The sequence below is a fragment of the Phytoamicus setariae genome, from assembly GCF_016722925.1.
Taxonomy (GTDB): Bacteria; Pseudomonadota; Alphaproteobacteria; order Rhizobiales; family Rhizobiaceae; genus Rhizobium_E; species Rhizobium_E setariae.
This window is the reverse complement of record NZ_JAEQNC010000003.1, coordinates 384929-411736: the sequence shown is the minus strand read 5'-3', so window position 1 is coordinate 411736 and position 26808 is coordinate 384929. Positions and strand designations below refer to the sequence as shown.

The window sequence follows — 26808 nt, the reverse complement described above, 5'->3', positions numbered from 1 at the left end:
CAAGCCTAAAAAGGACAATATGAATGGCTTTGGCGGATATTTTGCATCCGGAAGGAATTCTTCCGGCACTCCGCGTGCAGTCCAAGAAGCAGCTTCTGATGGAGCTTGCGACATGTGCGTCCAAGATCACCGGCATTCCCGAACGTGATATTTTCGAGGTCGTGCTCCAGCGCGAAAAGCTCGGTTCCACCGGTGTAGGCGGCGGTATCGCAATTCCGCATGGAAAGCTGAAGACGCTCGACCGGATTACCGGTGTTTTTGCGCGCCTTGAGACTCCCGTGGACTTTGAGGCGCTGGACGACCAGCCAGTTGATATTGTTTTCATGCTGCTCGCTCCGGAAGGGGCGGGTGCGGACCATCTCAAGGCGCTGTCACGCATCGCCCGCGTGCTGCGCGACCAGGATCTCGTAGCGCGGCTACGATCGTCTGAATCGGTCTCCGCAATTGATGCGTGCCTCAATCAGGAGCAGGCATCGAACGCCGCGTAGGGAAAAAACAGGGCGGGGGGAATTTGCGATGCTTATCCTTTATCTCCATCCGCTCGCTTCGTTCTGTCATAAGGTGCTGATCGCACTTTATGAAAATGACACGCCTTTTGAGGGGCGTGTCGTGAATCTGGCCGATCCGGAGGCAAGCGCCGGCCTATTCGAGAGGTGGCCAGTCGGCAAGATTCCTGTGCTGGAAGACACGGCCAATGGTCGCGTGGTGGCGGAAACCAGCATCATTATCGAATACCTGCACCAGATGTATCCCGGGCCTTCGCCGCTGATCCCAAAAGATGCGGATGCCGTCCTTGAAGTGCGGCTCTGGGACCGCTTTTTCGATCTCTATGTCAGCGTACCGATGCAGAAGATCGTTTTGGATCGCTTGCGACCGGAAGGAAAGAGCGACCCATTTGGTGTCAAGGAAGCGCGGGAAACGCTGAGGACTGCCTACGACATGGCCGAACATCAGCTCGCAGGGCGCCAATGGGCGGCGGGCGAGGCGTTCAGCATGGCTGATTGCGCGGCGCTGCCGGCGCTGTTCTTCGCCGTCACGCTTGAGCCGTACGGCCGATCCCACCGCAATCTCGCGTCCTACTTTGAACGCCTCCTTGAGCGCGCATCTGTGGCGCGGACGATTGACGAAGCCGGCCCCTATTTCCAATATTATCCCTATCGGGAAACGCTTTCGGAGCGCTTCTACCTTCCCCAGGGTTAGAGCCTGCTGACGATCCATGCCCAGAAGGTTACGCTGACCACGCCCAGGCCGGTGGTCAGCGTGATGGCCGATGCCGCCAGCGCCTCGGCGCTCTTGAACTGGACAGCGATCAGCCAGGCATTGACCCCGGTCGGCACGGCCGCGATCAGCACGAGCGCGGCACGCCAATCGGGGCTGAGCCCCAGCACAGTCGCAAACACCAGTACGGCCGCCGGCAAAAGCAGCAGTTTGAGCGCGGATGCGGTCAGGGCGATCGCGACGTTGCCTGAAAAGCCATAGCGCCGCATCGCCATCCCCAGCGACAACAAGGCTGCTGGCCCGGCGATTTGCGACAATTGCTGCGCCAGTATCCCGGGCACGCCGGCCAACGGCCAACCTGTCAGATGCCAGAGGCCACCGCCGACAATGCCGAATACCAACGGGTTGCGCCTGAGATTGCGACCGAGCGACCTGAGAAGGGCCAAGTGGTTGCCAGGCGCCTTGCCGGTGTCGCGGCTTTCCGCCCGCTCGATCATCAGCGTGCTCGCGATCATCATCACAGGCAAATGGACGGCGATGAGAACGGAAAGCGCCACCAGTCCGTTGGGCCCAACAGTACGCTCGACCAACGGCAGGCCGATGAAAACCGTGTTTGCGAAAGCCGACGAAACACCGGTGACCGTGGCGGTCCGATGGTCCGTCCTGAAGATCCGGTTCGCCAGCAGGTAGGCAACCGCCCAGGTGATCGCCACGCCCGAGAAGTAGGCGATCCACAGGCGCACGGGAAATGCCCCGTGAAAATCAGCCTCGGCAAGCGTCTTGAACAGTAGCACGGGCACAGCCACCTTGAAGACGAAATCCGAAAGCGCGTCACCTGCCTGCGGTCGCAGGTAACCGGATGCGACGATCAGCCAGCCGGCGAATATCATCAGAAAAACCGGCAGGACATTCTGGGCGGTGGCTAGCATCGGTTTTTCCGCAATCAAAGATACGAACGGCGCTCATACGCCTCTCGCTGCATATGGCAAGCCCGGATGCCGGCGATACGGTTCTCCGTAAATTATCTTGTCGCATGCCTGCAATGATGCTTGTGCAGGGCGGGCAGTGATGGCAGTTTCGCAGGTGCGAAAGGAATACTCATGCAAGACCATCCAACCGGCAATTTCCGCGAGCGAATCGAAGCATCCTTCGCCCATCAGGGCGCGATGACGCTAATCGGAGCCGAGCTTACCCGTATCCAGCAAGGCATTGTCGAAATCGAGCTGCCTTACAACGTGGCGCTGACCCAGCAGCACGGCTTCCTGCATGCCGGCGTGATAGCCGCGGCGCTGGATTCCGCTTGCACTTATGCCGCCTATACGATGATCGATGCCGATGTTTCTATCCTGACCATCGAATTCAAGGTCAACCTGATGTCGCCGGGCAAAGGCGACCGGTTTCTTTTCCGTGGCGAGATCACTAAGCCGGGTTCGAACATCATCGTCGCCGACGGCCGCGCCTATGCGATCGGCGACGGGCCGGCCAAGTTGATCGCCTCGATGACGGGGACCAAGATGGCCATTCGCGGCCGCGAAGGGATTTCCGGATGAGCGACCGATTGAAGATGATCGGCGGCAAGGCCGTACTGTTCGTCATGGCCGCCGAGGCCGAGTACGGGCCGAGGCTGCAAGCGGTCATCAACCCGCTGATGACCGGCGTCGGACCGGTCGAGGCGGCCGTCCAACTGACGCGGTTTCTGACGGTGCTTGAGCGTGACGGCCAAATGCCCGACCTTGTCGTCTCGCTCGGATCCGCCGGTTCGGCGCGCCTGGAGCAGGCCGGGCTCTATCAGGCGAGCTCAGTTGAATATCGCGACATGGATGCTTCGCCCTTGGGTTTTCAGAAAGGTGCGACCCCGTTTCTGGACCTGCCGGTCACGGTGCCGCTCAAGCTGAGAATTCCGGGAATCCCTGAAGCCAGCATTTCGACGGGCGCCAATATTGTCTCTGGCTCTGGCTATGATGGCATCGCCGCCGACATGGTGGACATGGAGACATTTTCGGTTTTGCGCGCCTGCATGGCGTTCGGCATTCCGCTGATCGGGCTTCGCGGTATCTCCGACGGCAAGGCCGAGCTCAAGCATGTGAGCGACTGGACCGAGTATCTGCATGTCATCGATTCAAAGCTTGCCGATGCGATCGAACGGCTTGAAACGGCTTTATCGGACGGAAGCATTGAATTTTAGCGCTTTGCCAGGTTCAAACGATCTTGCGCGGGCGGCCCATTTTATTTAAAGGCTCGCCATGACCCAGACAGCACACTCCGACACCGTCCTCATCATCGATTTCGGCAGCCAGGTGACGCAGCTCATCGGCCGGCGCGTCCGCGAAGCGGGCGTCTACTGCGAGATCGTCCCCTTCCAGTCCGCAGAAGAAGCTTTCAACCGCTTGCGACCGAAGGCGATCATCTTCTCCGGCGGCCCGGCATCGGTGCTGGACCAGGGTAGCCCCCGCGCACCACAGGCAGTGTTTGATTCAGGCTTGCCGATCCTGGCGATCTGTTATGGCCAGCAAACGATGGCCACCCAGCTCGGTGGCAAGGTGGAGGGCGGGCATGCTCGTGAATTCGGTCGCGCCGATGTCGAGATCCTCAAGCCCAGTCCGCTTTTCGAAGGCTTTTGGGACGTCGGCAAGAAGTACCCGGTGTGGATGAGCCACGGCGACCGCGTCACCGTTGCACCTGAAGGCTTCGAAGTGATCGGCACGTCCGAAAACGCACCGTTCGCCATCGCCGTCAACGAGAGCCGTCGCTACTACACGACGATGTTCCATCCGGAAGTGGTGCACACGCCGGATGGCGCCAAGCTGCTGTCCAATTTCGTTCACAAGATTGCCGGTATCCAGAGCGACTGGTCGATGTCGGCTTATCGCGCTCGCGCCGTCGATGCGATCCGCCAGCAGGTCGGTGACAAGCGCGTCATCTGCGCGCTCTCCGGCGGCGTCGATTCCTCTGTCGCAGCGCTGCTCATTCATGAGGCCGTTGGCGACCAGCTCACCTGCATTCTCGTCGACCACGGCCTGATGCGCAAGAACGAGGCGGCCGATGTGGTCGCCATGTTCCAGCAGCATTACAATTTGCATCTGATCCACGTCGATGCCGTCGATCGCTTCGTCGGCGAGCTGGAAGGCGTGAGCGATCCCGAAACCAAGCGCAAGATTATCGGACGCCTGTTCATCGAGGTCTTCGAGGAAGAAGCCAAGAAGCTTGGTGGCGCTGAATTCCTCGCCCAGGGCACGCTCTATCCCGACGTGATCGAAAGCGTGTCCTTTACCGGCGGCCCCTCGGTCACCATCAAGTCCCACCACAATGTCGGCGGCCTGCCCGAGCGTATGAATATGCAGCTCGTCGAGCCGCTGCGCGAGCTGTTCAAGGACGAAGTCCGCGTTCTCGGCAAGGAACTCGGCCTGCCCGACAGTTTCATCGGACGCCACCCGTTCCCGGGGCCGGGTCTTGCGATCCGCTGCCCCGGTGGCATTACCCGCGAAAAGCTCGACATCCTGCGCGATGCCGATGCGGTCTATCTCGACGAGATCCGCAAGGCCGGCCTCTACGACAAGATCTGGCAGGCATTCGCCGTGTTGCTGCCGGTGCAGACCGTCGGCGTCATGGGCGATGGCCGCACCTACGAGTTCGTCTGCGCGCTGCGCGCCGTCACCTCGGTCGATGGCATGACGGCGGATTTCTATCACTACGACATGAACTTCCTCGGCCGTGCGGCGACCCGCATCATCAACGAAGTCCGTGGCATCAACCGCGTGGTCTACGACGTCACGTCGAAGCCTCCCGGCACGATCGAGTGGGAATAGGGTCAATCCTTCCGCCCCTTGCATAATCAAGGCCCGGTGCGACATTGAACTGACCCCGAAAGTTGGACATCAACTTCGGGTGTCAGTTCAACATCGCACCGGGCTTTTTCTTGCGCGGTCCTTTTCGATACATGCTGCCACTTGTTTGACGAAGGCTGCGCTATGTCGGGTGCAGGCAACGGTTGCCCCGACTATTTTCGGGTTTCGCGGTCAGTGGGCAATGGGTTACCAATTGCACAACCATCCGATCCGCAGACCCCTCCAGAAGGTCACCCATGAAAACGGCAAGCAGGGCAGTCACGAGCAGCACCGATAACCGGTCCATCACCCGCCATAGGGCCCGGCAGATCTGGCTTGCCGCCCAGGGGCTGACAAGTCGCATCGCGAGCGGCAGCGGAGCAGAAGCCGTTGCCAATGTGGTCCGCCATCTCGGATATGTTCAGATCGACACTATCCATGTCATCGAGCGCTGCCACCACCACATTCTCCATACCCGCCTGCCGTCCTACCAGCGCAGCGATCTCGGCAAGGCCCAATCAGCCAAGAAGAGCGTCTTCGAGTATTGGACGCATGCGCTCGCCTATGTCGCGACCGAGGATTATCGCTACTTCATGCCGGCAATGGCCCAGAGAAGTGCTTCTGTGGACGGGAGCTCTTCCAAGGTAACCGCTGATGAGACCGAGCGCCTGCTCAGGCGCATCGCAGACGAGGGGCCGATTTCGATCCGCGATATCGACGACGACGTGCTCGTCGAGAAGGACCATGCCTGGGGCAGCCGCAAGCCGAGCCGGCGGGTGCTGTCGAAGGCCTTTTATAATGGTACGCTGACGATCTCGTCGCGTTCGGGAATGTTGAAGACCTACGACCTGACCGGGCGGCATTTCGGCTGGGAGCAGGGGCCAGAACCGGCGGCGGAAGAAGAGGTGAATGCCTATCTGCTTGATCGCGCCCTTCGTTCGCAGGGAATCGTCAGTCTGGATTCTGTCTGCTATCTTGAAGCACGGCGCAAGCCTGAGATCCGGGCATTGCTGGAAGAGCGGGTGGCTGCGGGCCGACTTGTCCCGGTGCTGCTCAAGGGCGACAGAACGGAGCATTGGGCGGCGCCGGAGGCGCTTGAAAAACCGATTTCCCGCGCCGCCCCGAAGGCAAAAATCCTGTCGCCATTCGATCCCCTGGTCATCCAACGAAAACGGCTGGAACTCTTCTTCGGCTATGCCCACCGCTTTGAGGCCTATGTGCCGGCGGAAAAGCGGGTGCTGGGCTACTTTGCCTTGCCGGTGCTTTATGACGGACGCATCGTCGCGGCGATCGACATGAAGACGGACAGGCAGGGCAGGCGAATGGTGATCAACAAATGGACGAAATTCGGCGATGAAAGCGCCGACCAGCGCCAGGCCGTGGACGAGGCGCTGCAGGCCTTCGAGGCATTTCAGCTGGCATAGGGACGGCAGGTCGAAGCGCTCGCTATGTCTCTGTCGAGTGCGGTCAGGCGTAGGCGCCGCGGCGCAGTCCTTCCACCCAGTTGCGGCACAGTTGCACGCCCTCCTCGGGCTTGAAAGCGGCGGGATTCAAGCACCAGGCCAGCCAGAGGCCGTCGAGCAGCGCAGTGAACGCGATTGCCGTCAGCCTGACATCGCCGACCGAAAATTTCTCCTCGGCAGCCAGATCGCGGATCAGGCTTTCGACCGTGTTGACATAGTCTGAATATTCACCCTGCTGCGATGTGCTCATGCGTGGCGAATGCAGGATCAGCCCCCAGAACACCACCCAGACACCCAACACGTCTCGATCGAACAGGATAGGTGAGAAAGAGGTGTCGATGAAAGCTTCGAGCCGCGCCTGCGGGGTCGGAGCCGCTTCAGCGACCGCCTTGAGAATGGCTTGCAGCAGTCCGTCGGACATGATGTCGAAGGCATAGGCAACCAATTCGTTGATCTCTCCGAAATGATGGGTGATCAGCCCCTGGGTAACACCTGCTTCGGCCGCGATCTGGCGCACGGAAACACCTGCATTTCCATGTTTGACGATACACCGAAGCGCTGCCTCGCCGAGTTGTCGGCGCCGGTCTTCCGGGGTTTCACGCCGGAAGCGCGCCCGGCTTTTCATTGCTTCGGATTTGGCCAAATCAGCGAGCCTGTTTCATCGTTTCAATCATGCGCATTCGCGTTCGTTTTTATAAGGCGGCACCCATAGAATGGGCAGCAATTCGGTGAATAATCATACCGACAAGAAGATTAAATACATGAAATAAAATAGAATTCAAGACTTGTTATACGATCTTATAATTTCTCTTGCGCAAAAAATATTCCGTGCCTATCCTTGCCCTCAATGACCCGCATAAAACATGGCGGGCGGGGAACGAGGGTGTGGCATGATGCGGGATTCCCGTTACGATGTGCTGTTTGAACCTGTGCGTATCGGTCCGGTCACGGCTCCGAACCGCTTCTACCAGGTGCCGCATGCAAGCGGCATGACCAATGCGCTACCGCGGGTGCGTGCGGGCTTTCGCGGGGCCAAGGCCGAGGGCGGCTGGGGCGTCATCTGCACGGGAGCCTGTTCGATCGATCCGACCTCGGACGATGCGCCGCTGCCGATGGCGACGATGTGGGACAAGAACGACATCCGCGCGCACGCCCTGATGACCGATGCGGTGCATCGCCACGGGTCGCTGGCCGGCGTCGAGCTCTGGCACGGCGGCGCTTCGGTGATGAACCGGGCGAGCCGCCTGCCGCCGCTTTCGCCCTCGGGTATTCCCTGGATGGCCACCCATATCGGTTTCATGGGCAATCTGCGTCCGAAGAGCATGGACAAATCCGATATCAGGGACGTGTTGCGCTGGCAGGCGGAAGGGGCGAGGAAAGCCCGGACCGCCGGCTTCGATATCGTCTACGTCTATGCCGGCATGGGCTATCTCGGCTACGAATTCCTGCTGCCGGAATATAACAAGCGCACCGACGAATACGGTGGCGGCATCGAAAACCGCATCCGTTTCGTCAAGGAGATGCTGGACGTTACCCGCGATGCGGTCGGCAAGGACTGCGGCGTGGCACTTCGTGTCAGCCTCGAGGAGTTGCGCGGCCGGGCAGGCACCCATCAAGCCTCCGAAGCCCATGAATTGATCGAGCTGCTCTCCGACCATGCCGACCTCTTCGATGTGAAGATGGATTCGAGCCCGACGGACTGTTCCGCCTCCCGTTTCACCGGCGAAGGCAGCCACGAGCCGGTGATCGATTTCGTCAAGAAGATGACGGATAAGCCGGTGGTGGGCGTGGGCCGCTTCACCTCGCCCGATACGATGGTCAGCCAGATCCGCCGTGGTGTGCTCGATTTCATCGGCGGTGCACGTCCCTCGATTGCCGACCCGTTCCTGCCCAACAAGGTCAGGGAAGGCCGCCTGGAGGAAATCCGCGAATGCATCGGCTGCAACATCTGTATTTCCAGCTGGCACGACAGCGTGCCCGTCCGCTGCACCCAGAACCCGACAGCGGGCGAGGAGTGGCGGCGCGGCTGGCATCCCGAACGTGTGGAGCCGGCGAAGAAGCGGGAAAAGGTACTGGTTGTCGGCGGTGGACCTGCTGGCCTGGAATGCGCACTGACATCAGCACGCGCCGGCCACGAGGTGACGCTTGCCGATGCCGGCAAGGCATGGGGCGGAAGACTGACCTTCGAAAAGACGCTTCCCGGCCTAGCCGCCTGGAACCGCGTCGTCGATTACCGCCTCGGCCGGCTCAACGACATGACCAATGTCTCGATGTATCTGGAAAGCGCGCTGGGCGTCGACGAGATCATCGATCTCGCGCCCGATCACGTGGTGCTCGCCACTGGTGCCCGCTGGACACGGATGCTCTATTCCTCGATGGAAATTCCGGTCGGTCAACTCGATCATCCCGAGGTCTATACGCCCGATGACATCGCCGCAGGCCGCCTGCCGCAAGGCCCGACGCTGGTTTTCGATTTCGACAATTACTACTATGGGGGCGTGCTGACGGAGCATCTGGCAGTTCAGGGAATCCCGGTCTCCTACGTGACCCCGGCGGGCCAGGCCTCGGCCTGGACTATCATGACCAACGAACTGCCGCTGGTCCACAAGGCACTCGCCCGTCGCAACGTATCGGTGACGACGCTGCAGATGCTGACAGACTTCGATGGCGAGACGGCGACATTGACGCATCTCTTCAACGGCGAGCAGACCCAAGTCAGTTGCCGGTCGGTGCTGATCGTCGGGTTGAGGTTGCCGCGTACGGAATTGCGGGATGCGCTTGAGGCAAGACGGGCCGATCTGGAAGCCGCAGGCATCAAGAGCATCACCACCATTGGCGATGGGCTGGCGCCCGGTGCGATCACCCATGCTGTTCATAGCGGACACAAGGCTGCCCGTGAACTGGGGCTGGGTCAGAGCCGCAAACTCTATCTCAGAGACACGCCGATCACCGATTGCGAGCCCGGCTTCGAACACGCCGAAGCCGCGGAATAGGTGCGGGAATGAGCCAAACCCCGGCAGGCATGTCGCGCTTTTCTATCGCCTCGCCTCTGGCGGGCGGTGCGCTGCATGCCGTGGGTTCCGGGCTGTTTCACACTCTGTTGCCGCTTCGGCTGGTGGCCGAGGGCTATGGACCGGATGCGGTTGGTCTCGTGGTCGGGGCGGAGGGCGCAGGCTTTCTCGCCGGCTGCATCGGCTCAGTCAGGCTGATCCGTTCGGTTGGTGAAGTCCGTGCCTATGCGGCGCTCTCGGCCACGTCGGCGGTCCTCATTCTCTCGCTCGGCATTCAGCCGCATCTCGCTGTCTTCATGATCATTCAGGCCATTGTCGGCTTTGCCAATGCAGGACAGGCGGTGGTGATCGAGAGCTGGATGAACGCCATGGTCTCCAACAAGAACCGCGGCCGAATCCTGACGCTCTATGTGCTGCTGCTCGGTCTGTTCTATGGCCTCGGCCAGTTGCTTGCGACCGATATCGATCCGGCGGGCGACGCGATGCTGATGATCGCGGCCGCCTTCTATGTCATCGCGCTGATCCCGGTGACTGCCATCTGGGTCGGTGAGCCGGCGCTGCATGTGCCTGTCGGCATCAAACTGTTCCGCACCTTCCGCATTTCGCCGATCGGTGCGCTCGCCTGCCTGATGACCGGCCTGATCTCCTCGACCTTCGCCTCGATCGGCCCGCTCTATGGACTGGAAATGAAATTCCCGCAGCAGACGATCGTGCTGCTGATGGCGGCGACGCAACTTGGCGCGCTTTTCCTGCAGTTCCCGCTCGGCTATCTATCTGACAGGCTCGACCGACGGATGATGATGCTCTGGCTGTCGGCCACGCTTGCCGTATTGTGCGCCGTTTTTCTGTTTCTTACGCCGACCACGCCGTTCTGGCTGTTCCTGATCCTGTTTTCGATCTTCGGCGGCATCTCGGAAATCTTCTATCCGCTCGGTGTGGCGCATGCCAATGACCGGGCAGACCCCGACGAATTCGTCACGGTTTCCTCGAACCTGCTGCTGATCTGGGCTTTCGGCGGCACGATCGGCCCGGCGATCGTGACATCGGGCATGGCGCCGTTCGGATCGGCGATCTTCTTCTGGTATGCGATCGGTCTCTCCACGCTGTTTGCCGCCTATGCGCTGTGGCGCGGCTATCACCAGCCCGCCGCCAAATCTCGTGAACAGTTCGTCGCCTATCCCCAGACCTCGCCTGCCGTCTACGAATGGACGCCGCATGACGAAGCCGATGGTGGCGATGCCGGAAAGGCCAGCCAATGACCAAGATCGTCGAAACCTTTCCGCGCAAGGTGCGCACGCTCGATCCGGTCTTCATCACCATGAAGGGCGGTGTCAGGCTGGCCGCGACCATCTGGCTGCCTGAAGATGCGGACGAGAAGCCGGTTCCGGCGATACTGGAGCTGATCCCCTATCGCCGCCGCGATGGCACCGTGTTTCGCGATATGAAGATGCATCCCTATATCGCCGGGCACGGCTTTGCCTGCTGTCGGGTGGATATCAGGGGGTCCGGCGATTCCGAGGGGTTGCTGACCGACGAATATACCGAGCAGGAACAGGATGATGCCTGCGAGATTATCGCCTGGCTGGCAAGCCAGAGCTGGTCGAACGGATCGGTCGGCATGACTGGTATTTCCTGGGGCGGCTTCAACGCGCTGCAGGTCGCTGCACGCCAGCCGCCGGCCTTGAAGGCGATCATCGCGCTCTGTTGTTCCGACGACCGCTATGCCGACGACGTGCATTACTATGGCGGCAGCCTGCTGACCGAGGACGCCATGTGGTCGTCCTTCATTCTCGGCCTTGGCGCGCTGCCGCCCGATCCGCAGATTGTTGGCGACCGCTGGCGGGCGATGTGGCAAGAGCGGCTGGACGCGACGTCATGCTGGTCATCCATCTGGATGCGTCACCAGCGTCGCGATGCCTACTGGAAGCGCGGATCGGTCTCGGAGGATTTTTCCAGGATCGAGATCCCCGTTTATGCGATCAGCGGCTGGGACGACACCTATTTCAACGCCGTGCCCCGGCTGATGGAAGGGCTCAGCGGGCCCCGCAAAGGGCTGATCGGCCCTTGGACACACGCTTATCCGTTTCTCGGCTCGCCCGGCCCGGCCATTCACTATCTCAAGGAAGCGATCCGCTGGTGGTGGCACTGGCTGGAAGGTGTCGACACCGGCATCATGGACGAGCCGGCCTACACGACGCTGATCAAGGACCCGCATCGGCCCGCACATTCCTACCCCGATCATCCGGGTCGCTGGGTGCAGGATCCGTCCTGGCCATCGCCAAATGTCAGCCAGAAACATCTCTACCTGAATGCAGGCACGCTTGACGAAATGGCGCGACAGGGCGGCGAGCCGCTGCGGCTGTGCTCACCGGTCACGGCCGGACGCGATTGTGGTCGCTATGGCGGCTACGGCGGCGAGGTGCCCGACATGGCCGGCGACCAGCGCCGCGAGGACGGGTTGGGGCTTTGCTTTGACACCGCGCCGCTGACAGAGGACATCGATCTGCTCGGCGCGCCAGCTCTGGAATTTACGCTCCGCTCCGACCTGCCGCTTGGTGCGCTGACCGTGCGTCTTTGCGAAGTGCTGCCGGATGGCAGCTCGACTCTGGTCACCTGGGGTTCGCTCAACCTAGCCCAGCGCCAGAGCCGGGAGCATCCCGAGCCGATCGTGGCGGGCGAGCCGGTCACTGCACGGCTGCAGCTCAGCCATTGCGGCCGCCGCCTCGGCAAGGGCAATCGTTTGCGGCTCGTGCTCTCCAACCAGCATTGGCCGGTGCTCTGGCCGTTGCCCGGCATGCCGGTCTTCGAGTTTGAGCCCGGCATCTGCCGGTTTGTCCTGCCGGTGCGTGCGCCGCAGCCGGGCGATGGTTTTGACCCGTTCGAAGAAGCCGAGATCTCGCCGCCCGTGCCGATGCAGGTGCTCGATGAAGAGGTCCATTCGCGCATCCTGACCGTCGATGCCGGCAAGCGTTTGGAAACCTTGACCATGTCCAGCAATCACGGCCGGCAGCTTCTGACGGATCGCGCCAACGAGACCTGGGCATCCGTTGTCGACCAGATGTCGATAGTTGAGGACGATCCGCTTTCGGCGCGGATCGATACCGGCTGGCTGCTGGGCTTCAGGAGTGCAGACGCAGACGCCGAGACCAGGTCCCGCGTCGTTGTGTCATCGACCGAAACACAGTTCCATCTGCAATGGCGTCTCGAAGTGCGCGAACGCGACCGACTTATCTTTGAACGGGAGGGAGACGAATGGATCGATCGCGATCATCTATAGTCTCCCGCGGCTACCCCCCTCTGCCCTGCCGGGCATCTCCCCCACAAGGGGGGAGAGTGGATGTGGCACCTTCGTCGTTCGAGATTGCCCCAGTGACAAGCCTGTCGTTCGACATTCGTCTGAAACTGGTGAGCGGACTCCGTGTCGCTCTCCCCCCTTGTGGGGGAGATGCCCGGCAGGGCAGAGGGGGGCGTCCTCGTCGCCACCTCCAAATCGGAGGCTACCTCCGATGATCGCTTTCCTCGTGCGCCGCACGGCGCTGGCCGCCGTCATCCTGCTGATCGTCGCAATCCTGCTGTTTTCGATGATGCATATGATCCCCGGCGATCCGACCGTGGTGGCGCTCGGGCCGCGGTCGACGCCCGAGATGCGGGATGCGTTTCGGCAAATGATGGGTCTGGACAAGCCGATCCTCGAGCAACTCGCCATGTTCCTGACGCGGCTTGCGCATGGCGATCTCGGCCTCGACGTCTGGAGCCGCAGGCCGGTCTTCACCATGATCCTCGAAGTGTTGCCCTATACCGTGACGCTGGCGCTGGCGAGCTTCATCTGGGCGGTGGCGCTGGGCATCCTGCTCGGCTGCGTCGCGGTCGTCCATCACGGAAAATGGGGTGACTGGCTGATCGGCCTCATATCGATCGCCTTCGTCGCGGTGCCTTCCTTCGTCGTCGCGCTCTATTCGCTGCTGATCTTCGCTGTCTGGCTGAACTGGCTGCCGGCGATCGGCGCCGGAGAGCCCGGCGATTTCGCCGCGCAGTTTCGGTCGCTGATCCTGCCCTCGTTTGCCGTTGGCCTCGGTTGGGTCGGTTATGTCTCGCGCCTCGTGCGTGCTGCGATGATCGAGGCGATGGGCGAGGACTATATCCGCACACTTCGTTCCTATGGGGTTAGCGAAAGCCGGATCATCTATCGTTACGCGTTGAAGCAGGCGCTGCTCGCCATCCTGGCCGTCATCGCCATCGGCTTCGGCGGCCTGCTGACCGGTTCGGTGTTTGCGGAGATCGTCTTTACCCGGCCGGGCCTCGGAAAGATGACCTACGATGCGGTGATGTCGCGCAACTATCCGTTGGTCATGGGCACGGTCCTGGTGACTTCGGGCCTTTACGTCACCTGCATGATCCTCGCCGACGCGATCACCGCATGGCTCGACCCTCGCGTCAGGAGTACCCTCTGACATGGCGATGATTTCTTCCACAACACTAGGCCAAGCCGCAAACCGCGAACCGGGCGCGCTCCGACGCGCAGGTCAGACCGTCGCACACATCCTGTCGACGCCGCTCGGCGCCATCGGCTTCCTGCTGGTCACGCTCATCATCCTGACGGCGCTCTTCGCGCCCTATCTCGCGCCCTACAATCCGACCGCGATCAACGTCAAGGAACGGCTGGCGGATCCGTCGTTCAGCCATCTCCTCGGCACCGACCAGCTCGGCCGCGATCTTCTGTCGCGGATCATTGTCGGTACGCGCACGGCCATGACAGTGGCGCTTAGCGCGCTGGCGACTGCGCTAGCCATCGCGTTGCCGCTCGGCCTGATCGCCGGCTACGGGCCGCGCTGGCTCGATGCGCTGCTCATCCTCGTCTTCGATAGCATCAGTTCGCTGCCGATGATCATGCTGGGCCTGGCCATCGTGGTGCTGCTCGGACCCGGCGTTTCCACCGTCATCCTTGTGATCGTACTCTACTCGGTGCCGTCCTATGCGCGCCTCGTCCGCACCCAGACGCTCAGCCTCAAGACGCGCGACTTCATCAAGGCCGAGCAGGTGATGAATGCCGGCACGCCGCGCATACTTTTCCGTCACCTGCTGCCCAATGTCGTCGGCCCGCTGCTCATTCTCGCCTGCCTCGATATCTCCACGGTTATCACTCTGGAGGCCGGGCTCTCCTTCCTGGGACTGGGTGTCAAGCCACAGATCCCGAGCTGGGGCAATATCCTGAGTGACGGGTTTGCGGTTATACGCAACAGCGCGCTGCCAGTCATCGCGGGGGGCGCGCCACTCATTCTGGCAACGATCGGCTTCACCTTCTTCGGCGAGGCCTTGCGCGATGCGCTCGATCCGAAACTCAATCCGGAGCGCAAGTCATGAGCGAGCCGGTGCTGGAGATGCGCAAGATCTCGGTGACCTATGGCGGCATTATTCCCGCTGTCGCGAGCGTCGATCTCAAGGTCGAGCCGGGCGAGATCGTCGGCATCATCGGCGAGAGCGGGTCGGGCAAGTCGACGCTGGCGCATTCGATCCTCGGTCTTCTGCCGAAGGCAGCCAAGGTCAGCGGCGAGCGGTTCACGCTTGCCGGCAAAGACATGCTCGCCGCCGACCGCGAGGGGCTCGCAGCACTGCGCGGCCCGGCCGGAGCAATGATTTTCCAGAACCCGATGACCGCCTTCAGCCCGATCCACACGCTTGGCCGGCAGCTCACCGACCTTCTCTGGCGCGACCGCGACCAGACCGTCGCCCGCAAGCGCGAGCGCATCGTTGCAGCCCTCCGCGATGTCGGCATCCCCGACCCGATTGGCAAGCTCGATGCCTATCCCTTCCAGTTCTCGGGCGGCATGCTGCAGCGTGTGGCGATCGCTGCTGCCCTGCTGATGAAGCCGTCGCTGTTGATCGCCGACGAGCCGACCACTGCGCTCGACATGACGATGGAAGCGCAGATCTTGCACCTGATGCGGACGCTGCGCGAAAATGCCGGCGTGGCGATCCTGATCATCTCGCATCATCTCGGTGTCATCGCCGAAATCTGCGATCGCGTCGCGGTCATGTATGCGGGCCGCGTGGTCGAGGAAGGGTCGGTGGAGGCCATCTTCCGCAACCCGCGTCATCCCTACACGCAGGCGCTGTTTGCCTGCGAGCCGGCGCTGATCCCGCCGGGTGTCACCCGCATGCCGGTGATTCCAGGCGAGGTGCCAAGACCGGGCGGCATCGGCTGCGATTTCGCCGGCCGCTGCGGCTTTGCCGAAGACAGATGCCTCACGCTATCGCCGCCATGGGCACCCGCGCAGGCCGATCCGCTGCACCATTCCCGTTGCCTCAGGAGCGCGTCATGAGCACCACGCCGGCATTGATCGAAACAAACAGGCTTTCGGTGGCCGTGCCGGCGACAAGGCTGCCGTTCTCGAGTGTCAAGCCGCTTTCCATCCTGGTCGATGTCTCGGTAGCAATCCGGCCCGGCGAAATCGTCTGCATGGTTGGCGAAAGCGGCTCTGGCAAGACGACCTTTGGCCGGGCGCTGTTGGGGCTGGTCAAACCTTCTTCCGGCAGCATCACGCTCGAAGGCAACACCCTCCCGGATTTCTCAAGTCGCAGCTTTCATCCGGTAAGGCGGCAGGCGTCGCTGCTGTTTCAGGATCCGGTCACCTCTTTCAATCCGCGCCAGCGCATCGGCGCGATGATCGCCGAACCGCGCCGGATCGCCGGAGCCGGCTCGACCCGGATGGAGGATATTGCGGCCCTTGCCGGCACGGCTGGCCTCTCGGCGCAGCTGCTTTCGCGTTTCCCGCATGCACTCAGCGGCGGACAGGCGCGCCGCGCCGCCGTGGCACGGGCGCTGTCAGTCGTGCCGAAGCTGATCGTCGCCGACGAGCCGACTGCCGGTCTGGATGTTTCGGTGCAGGGCGGCGTGCTCAATCTCTTCCTTGATATCAGGCAGCAGCAGCGCACGGCCTTCCTGCTGATCACGCACAATCTCTCGGTCGCCCGTCACATCGCCGACCGCGTCGTCATTCTCTATCTCGGCCGCGTCGTGGAAAGTGGGCCGGCGGCGGAAATTTTTCGCGCGCCACGCCATCCCTACACCATGGCGCTTCTGGACTCCGAACCCGTTCCGGATCCGGCAAAACGTCGCGGCGAACCGCCTGTGCTCGGCGAAGTGCCCGGTATTGCGGCACGCCCGAGCGGCTGCGAATTCCACACCCGCTGTCGGTTCGCCCAGCCGCGCTGCCAGAGCGACGCGCCGGTTCTGACCGACACGGCGGACGAGCGGCAGGTCGCCTGCCATTTTCCATTGGCCGAGCCTCAGCCGTCCGCAGCCCGCAGTCTCCGTCTCGTATCGAAGTAGCATGACCAAAGACGATTAAACCAAAAAACCAGAGGGAAAATCATCATGCAGGCCATCTCGCTTAACAGAAGAAATTTCATGCTCGGTGCGGCCGCAGGTGCTGCAGCGCTTTCCATGCGCCCCGGCCTTTCCTACGCCGTCGAGGGCGACACGCTGATCGTGCGTGGTGCCTCTGATATCGAAGTGCTCGATCCCGCCTTCCAGAACGGCCTGCTCGAGGAGGAAATCGGCCGTTGCCTGTTCGTCTCGCTCAATCGTCTCGACGACGTGCGTGAGGGCGTTGCCTGGAAGCCCTATGCTGCCAGCGACCTGAAACTGAAGTCGCCGACCGAGATCGAATTCAAGTTGCAGGACTGGCTGACCTGGACTGGCGATTTCGGGCCAGTGACCGCCGAGGATGTGAAATACTCCTTCGAGCGTGTCGCCGATCCCAAGAACGCCTCGGCCTGGGCGTATGCCTTTGATGCATTGAAGGAGGTCGAGGTCACCGGCGAACGGACGGGCATTATTCACCTCAAGGCGCCCTCGGCACCATTCTGGGTCACCACGCTGCCGTATTACATGGGGCACATCGTATGCAAGAAAGCCGTTGAGGCGGTCGGCGGCAAGTTCACCACCGAAGTGCCGGCCAGCGCCGGGCCCTATCTCATCGAGAAATGGGTGCCGAAGCAAAGCCTGACGCTCAAGCTCAACCCGGCCTGGAAGGGCGAGGTTCCAGCCTTCGCCAAGGTGCAGTTCCAGATCGTCACCGACGACGATTCTGCAGCGCTCGCTTACGAATCCAAGGCGGTCGACTACGCCAAGATCAGTCTCAACACACTTGCCACCTACAAGGAAAAGCTGCCGGAAAAGAGCACGCTGATCCAGATGGACGGCACACGCCTTGCCTGGTTGGCGATCAACGTCAAAAATCCGAAATTCGCCGACGAAAAGGTCCGCCGAGCAATCCAGTATGCCATGGATGTGAGCCAGATCATGGAAGGCTCCTATTCCGGTCTCGCGGCGGCGGCGACCGGTGTCGTGCCGCCGGCGCTCATCGGCCACCGCGACAAGATCCTCTACCCCGCCGACGCTGCCAAGGCCCAGGCGCTGTTGGAGGAAGCCGGCGTCTCCGGCCTCACCGTCGAACTCGCAGCCCAGAACGACAAGACCAGCCAGCTGACCTGTCAGATCATTCAGGCGCTTCTCGGCGCCGTCGGCATCACGGTCGAGATCAAAAACTACGATGACGGCGTCTACTGGACGCTGGGCGACAAGGGCTCCGGCGAGACCTGGAAGACGCTCGAACTGGTGCTGATGAATTTCGCCGGCGGCGTCGATCCCTCCGAAAACCTCACCTGGTTTCGGCCGTCGCAGATCGGCGTCTACAACTGGGCCCAGTTCGACAGCCCGGAATTCGAAAAGCTCTACCAGAACGGCATGGCCGAGACCGACCAGGAAAAGCGCGGCGTCATCTATCGCAAGATGCAGGACCTTATGGAGGAATCCGGCGGCTTCGTCTTCCTCACCCACGAGACCTTTGCCGCCGTTGTCCGCGACGGGTTGCGGCCCTGCATCATGGCGGACGGCTATCTCGACATGACGCGGTTCGCGAAGGCTTAAAGAAAACCCCTCCCAAACCCTCCCCACAAGGGGGAGGGCTTAACCCGTTGAACTCTCTCTTCAATCATCACTTTCAACCTCGTTGAAACGGTATCGAAGGGTTCGAGGATGCTGCAGTTTAAGCCAGGGTTTGGAAGGGGAATTTTCCCGACACAATCAAAATAAGGAATTCGATCATGGCTCGGAGTTCGACGAATAGGCGCGAACGGCGGCTTGCGGAAGGCGGCAGCGTCCGTCAGATGCGCTTCGGTAAGGTGGTCAACCGCTATCCGCCGATCCAGGTGGTCAGTGCCGACGAGATCGAAGCCATCCATCATGCCTCGATGAAATTGCTGCGCGACACCGGCATGGAAATCATGCACGACGAAAGCCGCAAGCACCTCAAGGAGGCCGGCGCCGATGTCGATGAGGCCTCACAGCGGGTGCGTTTTGACCCCGCCTTTATTGAGGAGAAGATCAGGACCGCACCGTCGAGCTTCACGCTGCAGGCCCGAAATCCGGCGAGAAACCTTGTTGTCGGCGACGGCAGCCTGATTTTCGCGGCGACCGGCGGTCCGGCCTTTGTCAGCGACCTCGACCGGGGAAGGCGCGCGGGCAACTACGCCGATATGTGCGATTACCTCCGCGTCGTCCAGAGCCTGAACGTCATTCATCAGGAAGGCGGCTGTCCGTGCGAGCCGACCGACTTGCCGCCCGACAGCCGCCACCTCGATTTCTATCACGCTGCGATCCGCCTGACCGACAAGAACTGGCAATGCTGGGCGCTTGGCGGCTACCGCGTCGAGGACGCGATCGACATGCTGTCGATCACCCTCGGGCAATCCCGCGAGCAACTGAAGAAGAACCCCGCGACCCTGACGATCATAAACTCCAACTCGCCGCTCAGGCTCGACATCCCCATGGGCGAAGGTCTCTGCGCCATGTCGCGCGCCGGCCAGCCGATTGCGCTGACCCCCTTTACGCTGTCGGGCGCCATGAGCCCGGTGACGATCGCCGGCGCGCTCACCCAGCAGAATGCCGAGGCCTTGGCACTGATCGCGCTTGCCCAGATCGTCAATCCGGGCACACCGGTGCTTTATGGCGGCTTCACCTCCAATGTCGATATGCGCACCGGCTCGCCCGCCTTCGGCACGCCGGAATATGCCAAGGCGCAGATCGCTTCGGGCCAGCTTGCGCGTCGCTATGGTGTGCCCTTCCGCTCGTCCAATGTCACGGCGTCCAATGCCGTCGACGTGCAGGCGGCCTATGAAAGCGGCATGTCGCTCTGGGGCACGATCATGGGCGGCGTTCATTTGATCGAGCATGCCGCTGGCTGGCTGGAAGGCGGCCTGACGGCTTCGTTCGAGAAACTTATCCTCGATGCCGAAATGCTGCAGATGATGCGCAGTTTCCTCGATCCGATCGCGGTCGATGATGCCAGCATGGCCATAGACACGATCGGTGAGGTTGGCCCCGGGGGGCATTTCTTCGGCACGAGCCATACGCTGGCGCGTTTCGAGAATGCTTTCTACGAGCCGATGTTGTCGGACTGGCGGAATTTTGAAAACTGGTCGGAAAGCGGGGCCCGGACCGGCACAGAACGCGCGAACGGAATCTGGAAGGAGCTACTCCGCACCTACGAACAACCACCGCTGGATCCTGCGATCGACGAGGAACTTGAAGCGTTCGTTGCAAGGCGGAAGGAAGAAATAGGCAGGGTCTAAGTCCGGGAACGATCCGGGGGCTCGCATAAGCGCAGGTCGGGGTTGCTTGGCTCGCCTCAAAAACCGAGTGATTGTTGCACCGGTTTTTCCGGTACGGCACGCATGCCCTCCAGCTCCAGCATATGCTGCTTGGCGTTCGAGCCTCCCGGGGCCGAAAACCCGCCGATCTTGCCGCCGGCCGCCAGCACACGATGGCAGGGGATGATCAGCGCCACAGGGTTCCTGGCCATGGCCTGGCCGACATCGCGCGCGGCCTCAGGCCCGGCACCAAGTTCCTTGGCGAGCGAGCCGTAAGTGGTCGTCTTGCCCCAACCGACGCGCCGCGTGGCGGCATAGATATCCCTGAAGAACGCATCCTGTCCGTCGAGATCCAGTCTTACGGTCGAGAAATCGACCTTCTCGCCGGCGAAATAGCGTCTTACGGCTTGGATGGTTTCCGCTACGTCGGTTGGCGGCGTGCCCGGCTTGGCTGTCGGAAGCCGGCGCAACAGCAGGCGCTCGGTGGCTTCGGCGGTGCTGGTCGGTAGCTGGAAACGCACAATGCCTGCGGGGCTCCAGGCAATGCCGCAGAAGCCGCCCGGTGTCTCGAAGATAAAATAGTGATGCAACATGGCTGTCACCTGCCTCTTCATGGCCTTTCCATGAAAATCGTCCCTTCACGCGTGGAATTCAACCCGTTTCTTGCGTGAAAAAGGAGACTGCTGACATGTTTGCGCCAACTATCAGCCCGCTTTAGAAGGCCAATTTTGTTGAGCCTTGCGCAGATTGTGCTACATCGGCGGTCGCTGAGATTACCCGAAAAAGAGGCCGATCCCTTGTCCGTCACCATTTATGGCATCAAGAACTGCGATACGATGAAGAAAGCATTCACCTGGCTCAATGACCGCGGCGTGACGTACCGCTTTCATGACTACCGCGTCGAAGGCATCGATGAGCCGTCGGTCAAGGCCTGGATCAAGGCTCTCGGCTGGGAAAAGGTGCTCAACAAGGCGAGCACCACGTTCAAGGATCTGCCGGCTGATGACAAGGCCGATCTGGATGAAGACAAGGCTGCACGGCTGATGGTCGCCAACCCGACGATGATCAAGCGGCCGATGCTGGTGACCGACAAGACTACAACGGCCGGCTTCAAGCCCGACCTCTATTCTGGAATTTTTCAGGTCTGAACCACTATGTCCAAGTCCACGCGCGCCACGCTTGCGCTTTCCGCCGCCAAGGTCGACTTTGAAGTTCTGATCTACGATTACAATCCGGATGCCGATCGGATCGGCATCCAGGCGGCCGAGGCGATCGGTGTCTCGCCGTCGATCGTGCTCAAGACATTGATGGCCGAGGTAGATGGAAAGGCGGTCTGTGTGGTGGTGCCGTCGGATCGGGAAGTGAGCATGAAGAAGCTTGCGACTGCCTTCAAGGGCAAGTCGGCCAACATGATGAAACCTCCGGCAGCCGAAAAGGTCACGGGCTTCGTCGTCGGCGGCATTTCGCCTTTCGGCCAGAAGAAAAAGGTGCCGACCGTTTTCGAGATCGAGGCCATGGCCCACGATGCTGTCTTCATGAATGGTGGTCAGCGCGGGCTGCAGGTGCGGCTTTCGCCTGAAGATGCGAGGAAGGCGGCCGATGCGTTCGCCGCCTCCGTCATTGCCTGACAGCCGGACTGGTCAGGTCGTCGTTTCAGTCGTGCCGTTCTGCACGTCAACCTTCGGGCCGCCCTTGGAGACGCCGACCATCGCCGGCCTGAGCACGCGGTCGCCGATGATGTAACCGTCCTGCACGACCTGGATAACGGTGCCGGCTGGGATCTCGGCATTCGGCACCTCGAACATAGCCTGGTGGAAGTGCGGATCGAACTTCTGGCCGGCCGGATCAAGCTTCTTGACGCCGTGGCGTTCGAGCGCTCCGAGCATGGCGCGTTCTGTCATTTCCACGCCTTCGACAAGCGCCATGAAACCGGCTTCGCCAGCAGCGCGAACCTCTTCCGGAATGGCTTCGATTGCGCGGCGCAGATTGTCGGACACCGACAGCATGTCCCGCGCAAACCCGGCGGTCGAATAGGTCTTGGCGTCCTTGATCTCACGCTCGGTGCGTCGGCGCAGATTGTCCATTTCGGCGGCAAGGCGAAGGAACTTGTCCTTCAGGTCGGCGTTCTCGGCCTTCAAGAGTTCGATCGGATCGATGTCCGCCGTCGCCTCTGCACCGCCTTCGGCGGCCGCGGCTTCGTTGGCGGCGGCATTTTCCTCGGCGTCCGTCTGATAAGCGTTTTTGTTGTCGTCCGTCATGGCGGTCTCCGCAAGTCTCATATTCTCGTGATTTGCAGGGGATATCGAGGTTTGCAGCAAAAAAATCAAGGCTTGGCGCAAAGAATCATGTCTCGGCCGCGCGGATCGGTCGCCGCCCACCTCCTTCGTGCGTGCAACTTTACCGGTTCTTGCCGGCGATTTTCGACATCAATTGTGCAGTGTAGTCAACCATCGGCACGATGCGGGAGTAGTTAAGGCGCGTCGGGCCGATGACGCCGACCGCACCGATGATACGTTCGTCGCTGTCCTTGTAGGGCGCGACGATCAGGGACGAGCCAGAAAGCGAAAACAGCGTGTTCTCGGATCCGATGAATATTCTGACGCCTTGTCCGCCTTCGGCGAGGTTGAGGATGTCGGACAAGGATTCCTTTTTCTCGAGATCGTCGAACAGCATCCTGAGCCGGTCCAGATTGCCGATATCGTCGACGCCCTCCAGAAGATTGGAACGGCCGCGGACGATCAGTCGCGCCGGCCGTCCCTCCTCGGAGCCGGACCATGTGGCGAGCCCACGTTCGACAAGATCGCTGGAAAGCTGGTCGAGTTCCTGGCGTATGGTCTCTTTCAGCCGTTCGACCCGTTCGCTGGCTTCGCTCAGCGTCAGGCCGGACATGTGGGCGTTGAGGAAGTTGGCCGCCGCCACCAGTTGCGACGATGTCGTGCCGGCTGGCAGCGAGATGATCCGGTTTTCTACTTCGTCGTGGTCGCCAACCAGAACAACCAGTGCTTTTTCCGGCGACAGTCTGACGAATTCGACGTGCTTGAGCAGCGTATCGCTCTTGGTGGTTATGACGAGGCCCGCGCCGCGAGATGCGGAAGAAAGCATCTGGCTCGCGCCATTGATCGCGTTTTCGACTGGCGCGTCGCGATTGCCAGGATTGACCTGCCGGTCGATCTCGCGCCGCTCGTCATCCGAAAGCGCACCGACCTGCATGAAGGCATCGACGAAAAACCGCAGGCCCTGCTGGGTCGGCAAGCGGCCGGCCGATACATGGGGAGAGTAGATGAGCCCGAGGTCTTCGAGGTCGCTCATCACGTTGCGCACGGAGGCTGGCGACAACGACATCGGCAGCAGGCGCGAAAGCGAGCGCGAGCCCAATGGCTCGCCGGTGCCGAGATAGCTTTCAACGATGCGCCGAAAGATTTCGCCAGATCGCTCGTCGAGACCCTTCATCGGATATTCCCTGTCGATACGCAACGCCACATGGATCGTCCACGGCGGCGCGACCTTGCTGAAATATAGGGATTTGTCAGCACGACGCAAAAGGAAAATCGCGCCTTTTCCTTTGCAATATGCGGTCCCGCCGCTTATGACGCTGCCAGATAGATCAAGGAGATTGAGACCATGCGGCCATCCGGGCGGAAGTTAGACCAAATGCGCAAGGTGAGTTTCGAGCGCGGCTTTTCCAAGCACGCCGAAGGCTCGTGCCTCGTAAAGTTCGGTGACACGCATGTCCTGTGCACGGCCAGCGTCGAGGAAAAGCCGCCGGCATGGTTGCGCAACAGCGGCAAGGGCTGGGTCACGGCTGAATACGGCATGCTGCCGCGCTCCACTGGCGAGCGCATGCGCCGCGAAGCCACGTCCGGCAAGCAGGGCGGCCGTACGCAGGAAATCCAGCGGCTGATCGGCCGTTCGCTGCGCGCCGTGGTCAGCCTCGAAGCGCTTGGCGAACGCCAGATCACGGTCGACTGCGACGTGCTCCAGGCCGACGGTGGCACGCGCACGGCCGCTATTACCGGCGGCTGGATCGCGCTTCACGACTGCCTGAAGTGGATGGAAAGCCGTAATATGTTGAAGGTCGAGAAGGTCCTGAAGGATCACGTCGCGGCAATCTCTTGCGGCATTTTCGCGAGCCAACCGGTGATCGATCTCGATTACCTCGAGGATTCGTCCGCCGAGACCGACGCGAACTTCGTCATGACCGGCAAGGGCGGCATCGTCGAGATCCAGGGAACCGCCGAGGGCGAGCCCTTCAGCGAAGAAGAGCTTCTGACGCTGATGGGTCTGGCCAAGAACGGTATCGCCGAACTCGTGGCCCTGCAGAAGCAGGCAATCGCCTAAGGAACCAAGCCCATGGCAAAGGCACCGACGCAAATCCTCGAGTCAGCGCTTTATGCGGATGATCTCGACGCAGCCGAGGCCTTCTATGGCGGTGTTCTAGGACTTGAAAAGATCAGCCGCGCCGGCAACCGCCATGTGTTTTATCGCTGCGGACCCGGCGTGCTGCTGATCTTCAACCCGGCCGAAACAATCGTGCCGCCTGCTCCGGGCCATCCTCTGCAGGTGCCACCGCATGGCACGCGTGGTTCGGGCCACCTCTGCTTCAGGGCCTCATCGGTGGAAATCGACGTCTGGCGCCAGCGGCTTGAGGCTGCGGGCGTCGCCATCGAAGCCATCGCTGACTGGCCGGGGGGAGGGCGGTCCATTTATTTCCGGGATCCCGCAGGCAATTCGCTGGAATTTGCGGAAGCCCGCATCTGGGGCATCGAACAGGACGAACATGCGCAAGCTTGACACAAAAACGATAATTGTCGCCAGCCACAATGCCGGCAAGATCCGCGAAATCCGCGATCTCATCGGTCCGCTCGGCTTCGAGGCGAAATCCGCCGCGGACCTCAACTTCGTCGAACCGGACGAAACCGGCACGACCTATGAGGAAAACGCCCGCATCAAGGCGCTGGCGTCGGCAAAGGCTTCCGGTCTTCCGGCGCTGTCGGATGATTCCGGCCTCGCCATCGATGCGCTGGATGGCGCTCCGGGCGTCTACACGGCCAATTGGGCGGAACGCGAGGATGGCAGCCGCGATTTCAACATGGCGATGGAAAAGGTCGAAAAGGCGCTTGACGAGAAGGGCGCGGTCGACGCTGCCCGCCGCACCGGCCGTTTCGTCAGTGTGCTCTGCCTGGCATGGCCCGACGGCCACACGGAAATCTTCCGGGGCGAAGTGGAAGGTCACATCGTCTGGCCGCCGCGCGGCAATCTCGGCTTTGGTTACGATCCGGTCTTCCAGCCGCTCGGTCACGATGTGACCTTCGGCGAAATGAGCGCGGATCAGAAGCACGGCTGGAAGCCCGGCGATGCCGAGGCACTCTCGCACCGGGCGCGCGCCTTCAAGCTGCTCGTCGAGCAGGGATTGGTACTTTAAACGATGGACGTCCAGGCTCCCCTCTTGCCGGATACGGGTGAACCTGGCTTCGGTGTCTATATCCATTGGCCGTTCTGCGCGGCCAAGTGTCCGTACTGCGATTTCAACAGCCATGTCCGGCACGTGGCGGTCGATCAGGAGGCCTTCGTCGAGGGCTTTCTCAAGGAAATGACGGCCATGCGGGCAATCAGCGGCGCCCGCACGGTCACGTCGATCTTCATGGGTGGCGGGACTCCGTCGCTGATGAAGCCGCAAACGGTCGACGCGATTCTATCCGGCATTGCCCGTCATTGGCACGTACCCAACGGCATCGAGATCACCATGGAGGCCAATCCTTCGAGTGTCGAGGCCGAGCGTTTTCGTGGCTATCGTGCCGCCGGCGTCAATCGCGTCTCGCTTGGCGTGCAGGCACTCAACGACAGGGACCTGCGGTTCCTCGGCCGGCTGCACAATGTCGAGGATGCATTGAAGGCCGTCCGGCTGGCGCGCGACATTTTCCCGCGCATGTCCTTTGACCTGATCTATGCCCGCCCTGGCCAGCAGGAAGACGAGTGGGTCCGCGAGCTTAATCAAGCCATTTCCTATGCAGTGGATCACCTGTCGCTCTACCAGCTGACGATCGAGGAGGGCACGCCCTTCTACGGCCTGCATCGCAATGGCAAGATCGTGCTGCCAAGTCAGGAAGAATCGGCGCGCCTCTACGAAATCACCCAGGATGCGACATCAGCCGCCGGAATGCCGGCCTATGAAGTGTCGAACCACGCGGTTCCCGGTGCGGAGAGCCGTCACAATCTGACTTACTGGCGCTATGGCGATTATGCCGGGATTGGTCCCGGCGCGCATGGGAGATTGACTTCGGGCGGCCGTAAATACGCGACGGCTACCGAACGCAATCCCGAGGCCTGGCTCGCGGCCGTGCAGGCGCAAGGCCACGGCATGATCGACAATGAGAGCCTCGAGCGCGAGGAACAGGCCGACGAAATGCTGCTGATGGGGCTTCGGCTCCGCGAGGGCATTGACCTGGTTCGCTGGAACGCGCTTTCGGGCCGGCAACTTGATATCGAGAAGGAAGAATTTCTGATTGGCCACGGCTTTCTCGAGCGTCTCGGTAATTCGCGAATCCGCTGCACACCGCAGGGAATGCTGATTCTGGATGCGGTAGTTGCCGACCTCGCTTCATGACCGCTCCGGCCGCTGTGCTGGTTAATTGTGAGCGT

The 26808-nt window shown here is 61.5% G+C and carries 26 protein-coding genes; 21 read left to right on the top strand and 5 right to left on the bottom strand.

Going from position 1 to position 26808, the window contains the following annotated elements; translation table 11 throughout:
• The first annotated feature begins 23 nt into the window (after nt 1-23).
• Together ptsN and JJB09_RS07205 are read left to right on the top strand one after the other, a co-directional pair.
• Nucleotides 24-488 carry a PTS IIA-like nitrogen regulatory protein PtsN gene (gene ptsN, locus JJB09_RS07210; protein WP_201655293.1) on the top strand — a complete coding sequence of 155 codons (465 nt, stop codon included), beginning with the start codon at nt 24-26 and terminating at the stop codon, nt 486-488.
• Nucleotides 489-516: 28 nt separating this feature from the next.
• Complete coding sequence (locus JJB09_RS07205) at nt 517-1200, top strand: glutathione S-transferase family protein (RefSeq protein WP_201655290.1); 684 nt, start codon at nt 517-519, stop codon at nt 1198-1200.
• Here JJB09_RS07205 and JJB09_RS07200 read toward each other — a convergent pair.
• The gene (locus JJB09_RS07200; protein WP_201655287.1) at nt 1197-2147 is read right to left on the bottom strand and encodes an AEC family transporter; all 951 of its coding nucleotides are present in this window, start codon (nt 2145-2147) and stop codon (nt 1197-1199) included. The two genes, JJB09_RS07205 and JJB09_RS07200, sit on opposite strands and share 4 nt — an antisense overlap.
• Before the next feature lie 171 nt (nt 2148-2318).
• Between JJB09_RS07200 and JJB09_RS07195 the strand changes: the two genes are divergently transcribed.
• The 4 genes from JJB09_RS07195 (at nt 2319) to JJB09_RS07180 (ending at nt 6466) form a co-directional block, all read left to right on the top strand.
• Entirely contained in the window at nt 2319-2768 is a 450-nt protein-coding gene (locus JJB09_RS07195; RefSeq protein WP_201655284.1) for a PaaI family thioesterase, read from the top strand.
• Complete coding sequence (locus JJB09_RS07190) at nt 2765-3403, top strand: 5'-methylthioadenosine/S-adenosylhomocysteine nucleosidase (RefSeq protein ID WP_201655281.1); 639 nt, start codon at nt 2765-2767, stop codon at nt 3401-3403. The genes JJB09_RS07195 and JJB09_RS07190 overlap by 4 nt, the downstream gene beginning before the upstream one ends.
• Before the next feature lie 58 nt (nt 3404-3461).
• The gene (gene guaA, locus JJB09_RS07185) at nt 3462-5024 is read left to right on the top strand and encodes a glutamine-hydrolyzing GMP synthase (RefSeq protein WP_201655278.1); all 1563 of its coding nucleotides are present in this window, start codon (nt 3462-3464) and stop codon (nt 5022-5024) included.
• 275 nt (nt 5025-5299) lie between these two features.
• A complete protein-coding gene (locus JJB09_RS07180; protein ID WP_201655276.1) occupies nt 5300-6466 on the top strand; it encodes a winged helix-turn-helix domain-containing protein in 1167 nt (388 codons plus the stop codon).
• A 43-nt stretch (nt 6467-6509) separates the two neighbouring features.
• Here JJB09_RS07180 and JJB09_RS07175 read toward each other — a convergent pair whose 3' ends face one another.
• Nucleotides 6510-7148 (bottom strand): TetR/AcrR family transcriptional regulator, encoded by a 639-nt coding sequence (locus JJB09_RS07175; RefSeq protein ID WP_201655274.1) that lies wholly within the window; start codon nt 7146-7148, stop codon nt 6510-6512.
• A gap of 247 nt (nt 7149-7395) precedes the next feature.
• On the opposite strand from JJB09_RS07175, the gene JJB09_RS07170 reads away from it, so the two are divergent.
• The 9 genes from JJB09_RS07170 (at nt 7396) to JJB09_RS07130 (ending at nt 20151) form a co-directional block, all read left to right on the top strand.
• Nucleotides 7396-9498, top strand: a complete 2103-nt coding sequence (locus tag JJB09_RS07170; protein ID WP_201655270.1) for an oxidoreductase — start codon at nt 7396-7398, stop codon at nt 9496-9498.
• A gap of 8 nt (nt 9499-9506) precedes the next feature.
• A complete protein-coding gene (locus JJB09_RS07165; RefSeq protein ID WP_201655267.1) occupies nt 9507-10775 on the top strand; it encodes an MFS transporter in 1269 nt (422 codons plus the stop codon).
• A complete protein-coding gene (locus JJB09_RS07160; protein WP_210341671.1) occupies nt 10772-12793 on the top strand; it encodes a CocE/NonD family hydrolase in 2022 nt (673 codons plus the stop codon). Before JJB09_RS07165 ends, JJB09_RS07160 begins: the two co-directional genes overlap by 4 nt.
• A gap of 229 nt (nt 12794-13022) precedes the next feature.
• A complete protein-coding gene (locus JJB09_RS07155) occupies nt 13023-13967 on the top strand; it encodes an ABC transporter permease (protein WP_201655264.1) in 945 nt (314 codons plus the stop codon).
• A 1-nt stretch (nt 13968) separates the two neighbouring features.
• Nucleotides 13969-14877 carry an ABC transporter permease gene (locus JJB09_RS07150; RefSeq protein ID WP_246748603.1) on the top strand — a complete coding sequence of 303 codons (909 nt, stop codon included), beginning with the start codon at nt 13969-13971 and terminating at the stop codon, nt 14875-14877.
• Complete coding sequence (locus JJB09_RS07145) at nt 14874-15836, top strand: ABC transporter ATP-binding protein (RefSeq protein ID WP_201655261.1); 963 nt, start codon at nt 14874-14876, stop codon at nt 15834-15836. Before JJB09_RS07150 ends, JJB09_RS07145 begins: the two co-directional genes overlap by 4 nt.
• Nucleotides 15833-16846: an oligopeptide/dipeptide ABC transporter ATP-binding protein gene (locus JJB09_RS07140; RefSeq protein ID WP_201655258.1), complete on the top strand. Its 1014-nt coding sequence runs from the start codon at nt 15833-15835 to the stop codon at nt 16844-16846. Before JJB09_RS07145 ends, JJB09_RS07140 begins: the two co-directional genes overlap by 4 nt.
• Before the next feature lie 45 nt (nt 16847-16891).
• Nucleotides 16892-18448, top strand: a complete 1557-nt coding sequence (locus tag JJB09_RS07135; protein ID WP_201655255.1) for an ABC transporter substrate-binding protein — start codon at nt 16892-16894, stop codon at nt 18446-18448.
• A 176-nt stretch (nt 18449-18624) separates the two neighbouring features.
• On the top strand, nt 18625-20151 hold the full coding sequence (locus tag JJB09_RS07130; protein WP_201655251.1) for a trimethylamine methyltransferase family protein: 1527 nt from the start codon (nt 18625-18627) through the stop codon (nt 20149-20151).
• A 56-nt stretch (nt 20152-20207) separates the two neighbouring features.
• Here JJB09_RS07130 and JJB09_RS07125 read toward each other — a convergent pair whose 3' ends face one another.
• Complete coding sequence (locus tag JJB09_RS07125) at nt 20208-20783, bottom strand: methylated-DNA--[protein]-cysteine S-methyltransferase (RefSeq protein ID WP_201655248.1); 576 nt, start codon at nt 20781-20783, stop codon at nt 20208-20210.
• Between the two features lie 183 nt (nt 20784-20966).
• Here JJB09_RS07125 and JJB09_RS07120 point away from each other — a divergent pair, with 183 nt between their 5' ends.
• Together JJB09_RS07120 and ybaK are read left to right on the top strand one after the other, a co-directional pair.
• Nucleotides 20967-21317 carry an ArsC family reductase gene (locus tag JJB09_RS07120; RefSeq protein WP_201655245.1) on the top strand — a complete coding sequence of 117 codons (351 nt, stop codon included), beginning with the start codon at nt 20967-20969 and terminating at the stop codon, nt 21315-21317.
• Nucleotides 21318-21323: 6 nt separating this feature from the next.
• Complete coding sequence (ybaK, locus tag JJB09_RS07115) at nt 21324-21797, top strand: Cys-tRNA(Pro) deacylase (RefSeq protein ID WP_201655242.1); 474 nt, start codon at nt 21324-21326, stop codon at nt 21795-21797.
• A gap of 12 nt (nt 21798-21809) precedes the next feature.
• On the opposite strand, the gene grpE is transcribed toward ybaK, so the two are convergent.
• Nucleotides 21810-22427 carry a nucleotide exchange factor GrpE gene (grpE, locus tag JJB09_RS07110; protein WP_201655239.1) on the bottom strand — a complete coding sequence of 206 codons (618 nt, stop codon included), beginning with the start codon at nt 22425-22427 and terminating at the stop codon, nt 21810-21812.
• 139 nt (nt 22428-22566) lie between these two features.
• Nucleotides 22567-23619 carry a heat-inducible transcriptional repressor HrcA gene (gene hrcA / locus JJB09_RS07105; protein WP_201655614.1) on the bottom strand — a complete coding sequence of 351 codons (1053 nt, stop codon included), beginning with the start codon at nt 23617-23619 and terminating at the stop codon, nt 22567-22569.
• Nucleotides 23620-23790: 171 nt separating this feature from the next.
• Here hrcA and rph point away from each other — a divergent pair, with 171 nt between their 5' ends.
• Genes rph through hemW form a run of 4 tightly spaced genes read left to right on the top strand, consistent with a single transcriptional unit; the run spans nt 23791 to nt 26773 of the window.
• Nucleotides 23791-24507 carry a ribonuclease PH gene (gene rph, locus JJB09_RS07100; RefSeq protein WP_201655236.1) on the top strand — a complete coding sequence of 239 codons (717 nt, stop codon included), beginning with the start codon at nt 23791-23793 and terminating at the stop codon, nt 24505-24507.
• Between the two features lie 12 nt (nt 24508-24519).
• Entirely contained in the window at nt 24520-24960 is a 441-nt protein-coding gene (locus JJB09_RS07095; protein WP_201655233.1) for a VOC family protein, read from the top strand.
• A complete protein-coding gene (gene rdgB, locus JJB09_RS07090; protein WP_201655230.1) occupies nt 24947-25591 on the top strand; it encodes an RdgB/HAM1 family non-canonical purine NTP pyrophosphatase in 645 nt (214 codons plus the stop codon). The genes JJB09_RS07095 and rdgB overlap by 14 nt, the downstream gene beginning before the upstream one ends.
• A gap of 3 nt (nt 25592-25594) precedes the next feature.
• Nucleotides 25595-26773, top strand: coding sequence for a radical SAM family heme chaperone HemW (gene hemW / locus JJB09_RS07085; RefSeq protein ID WP_201655227.1), 1179 nt, complete (start codon nt 25595-25597; stop codon nt 26771-26773).
• Nucleotides 26774-26808: the final 35 nt, after the last annotated feature.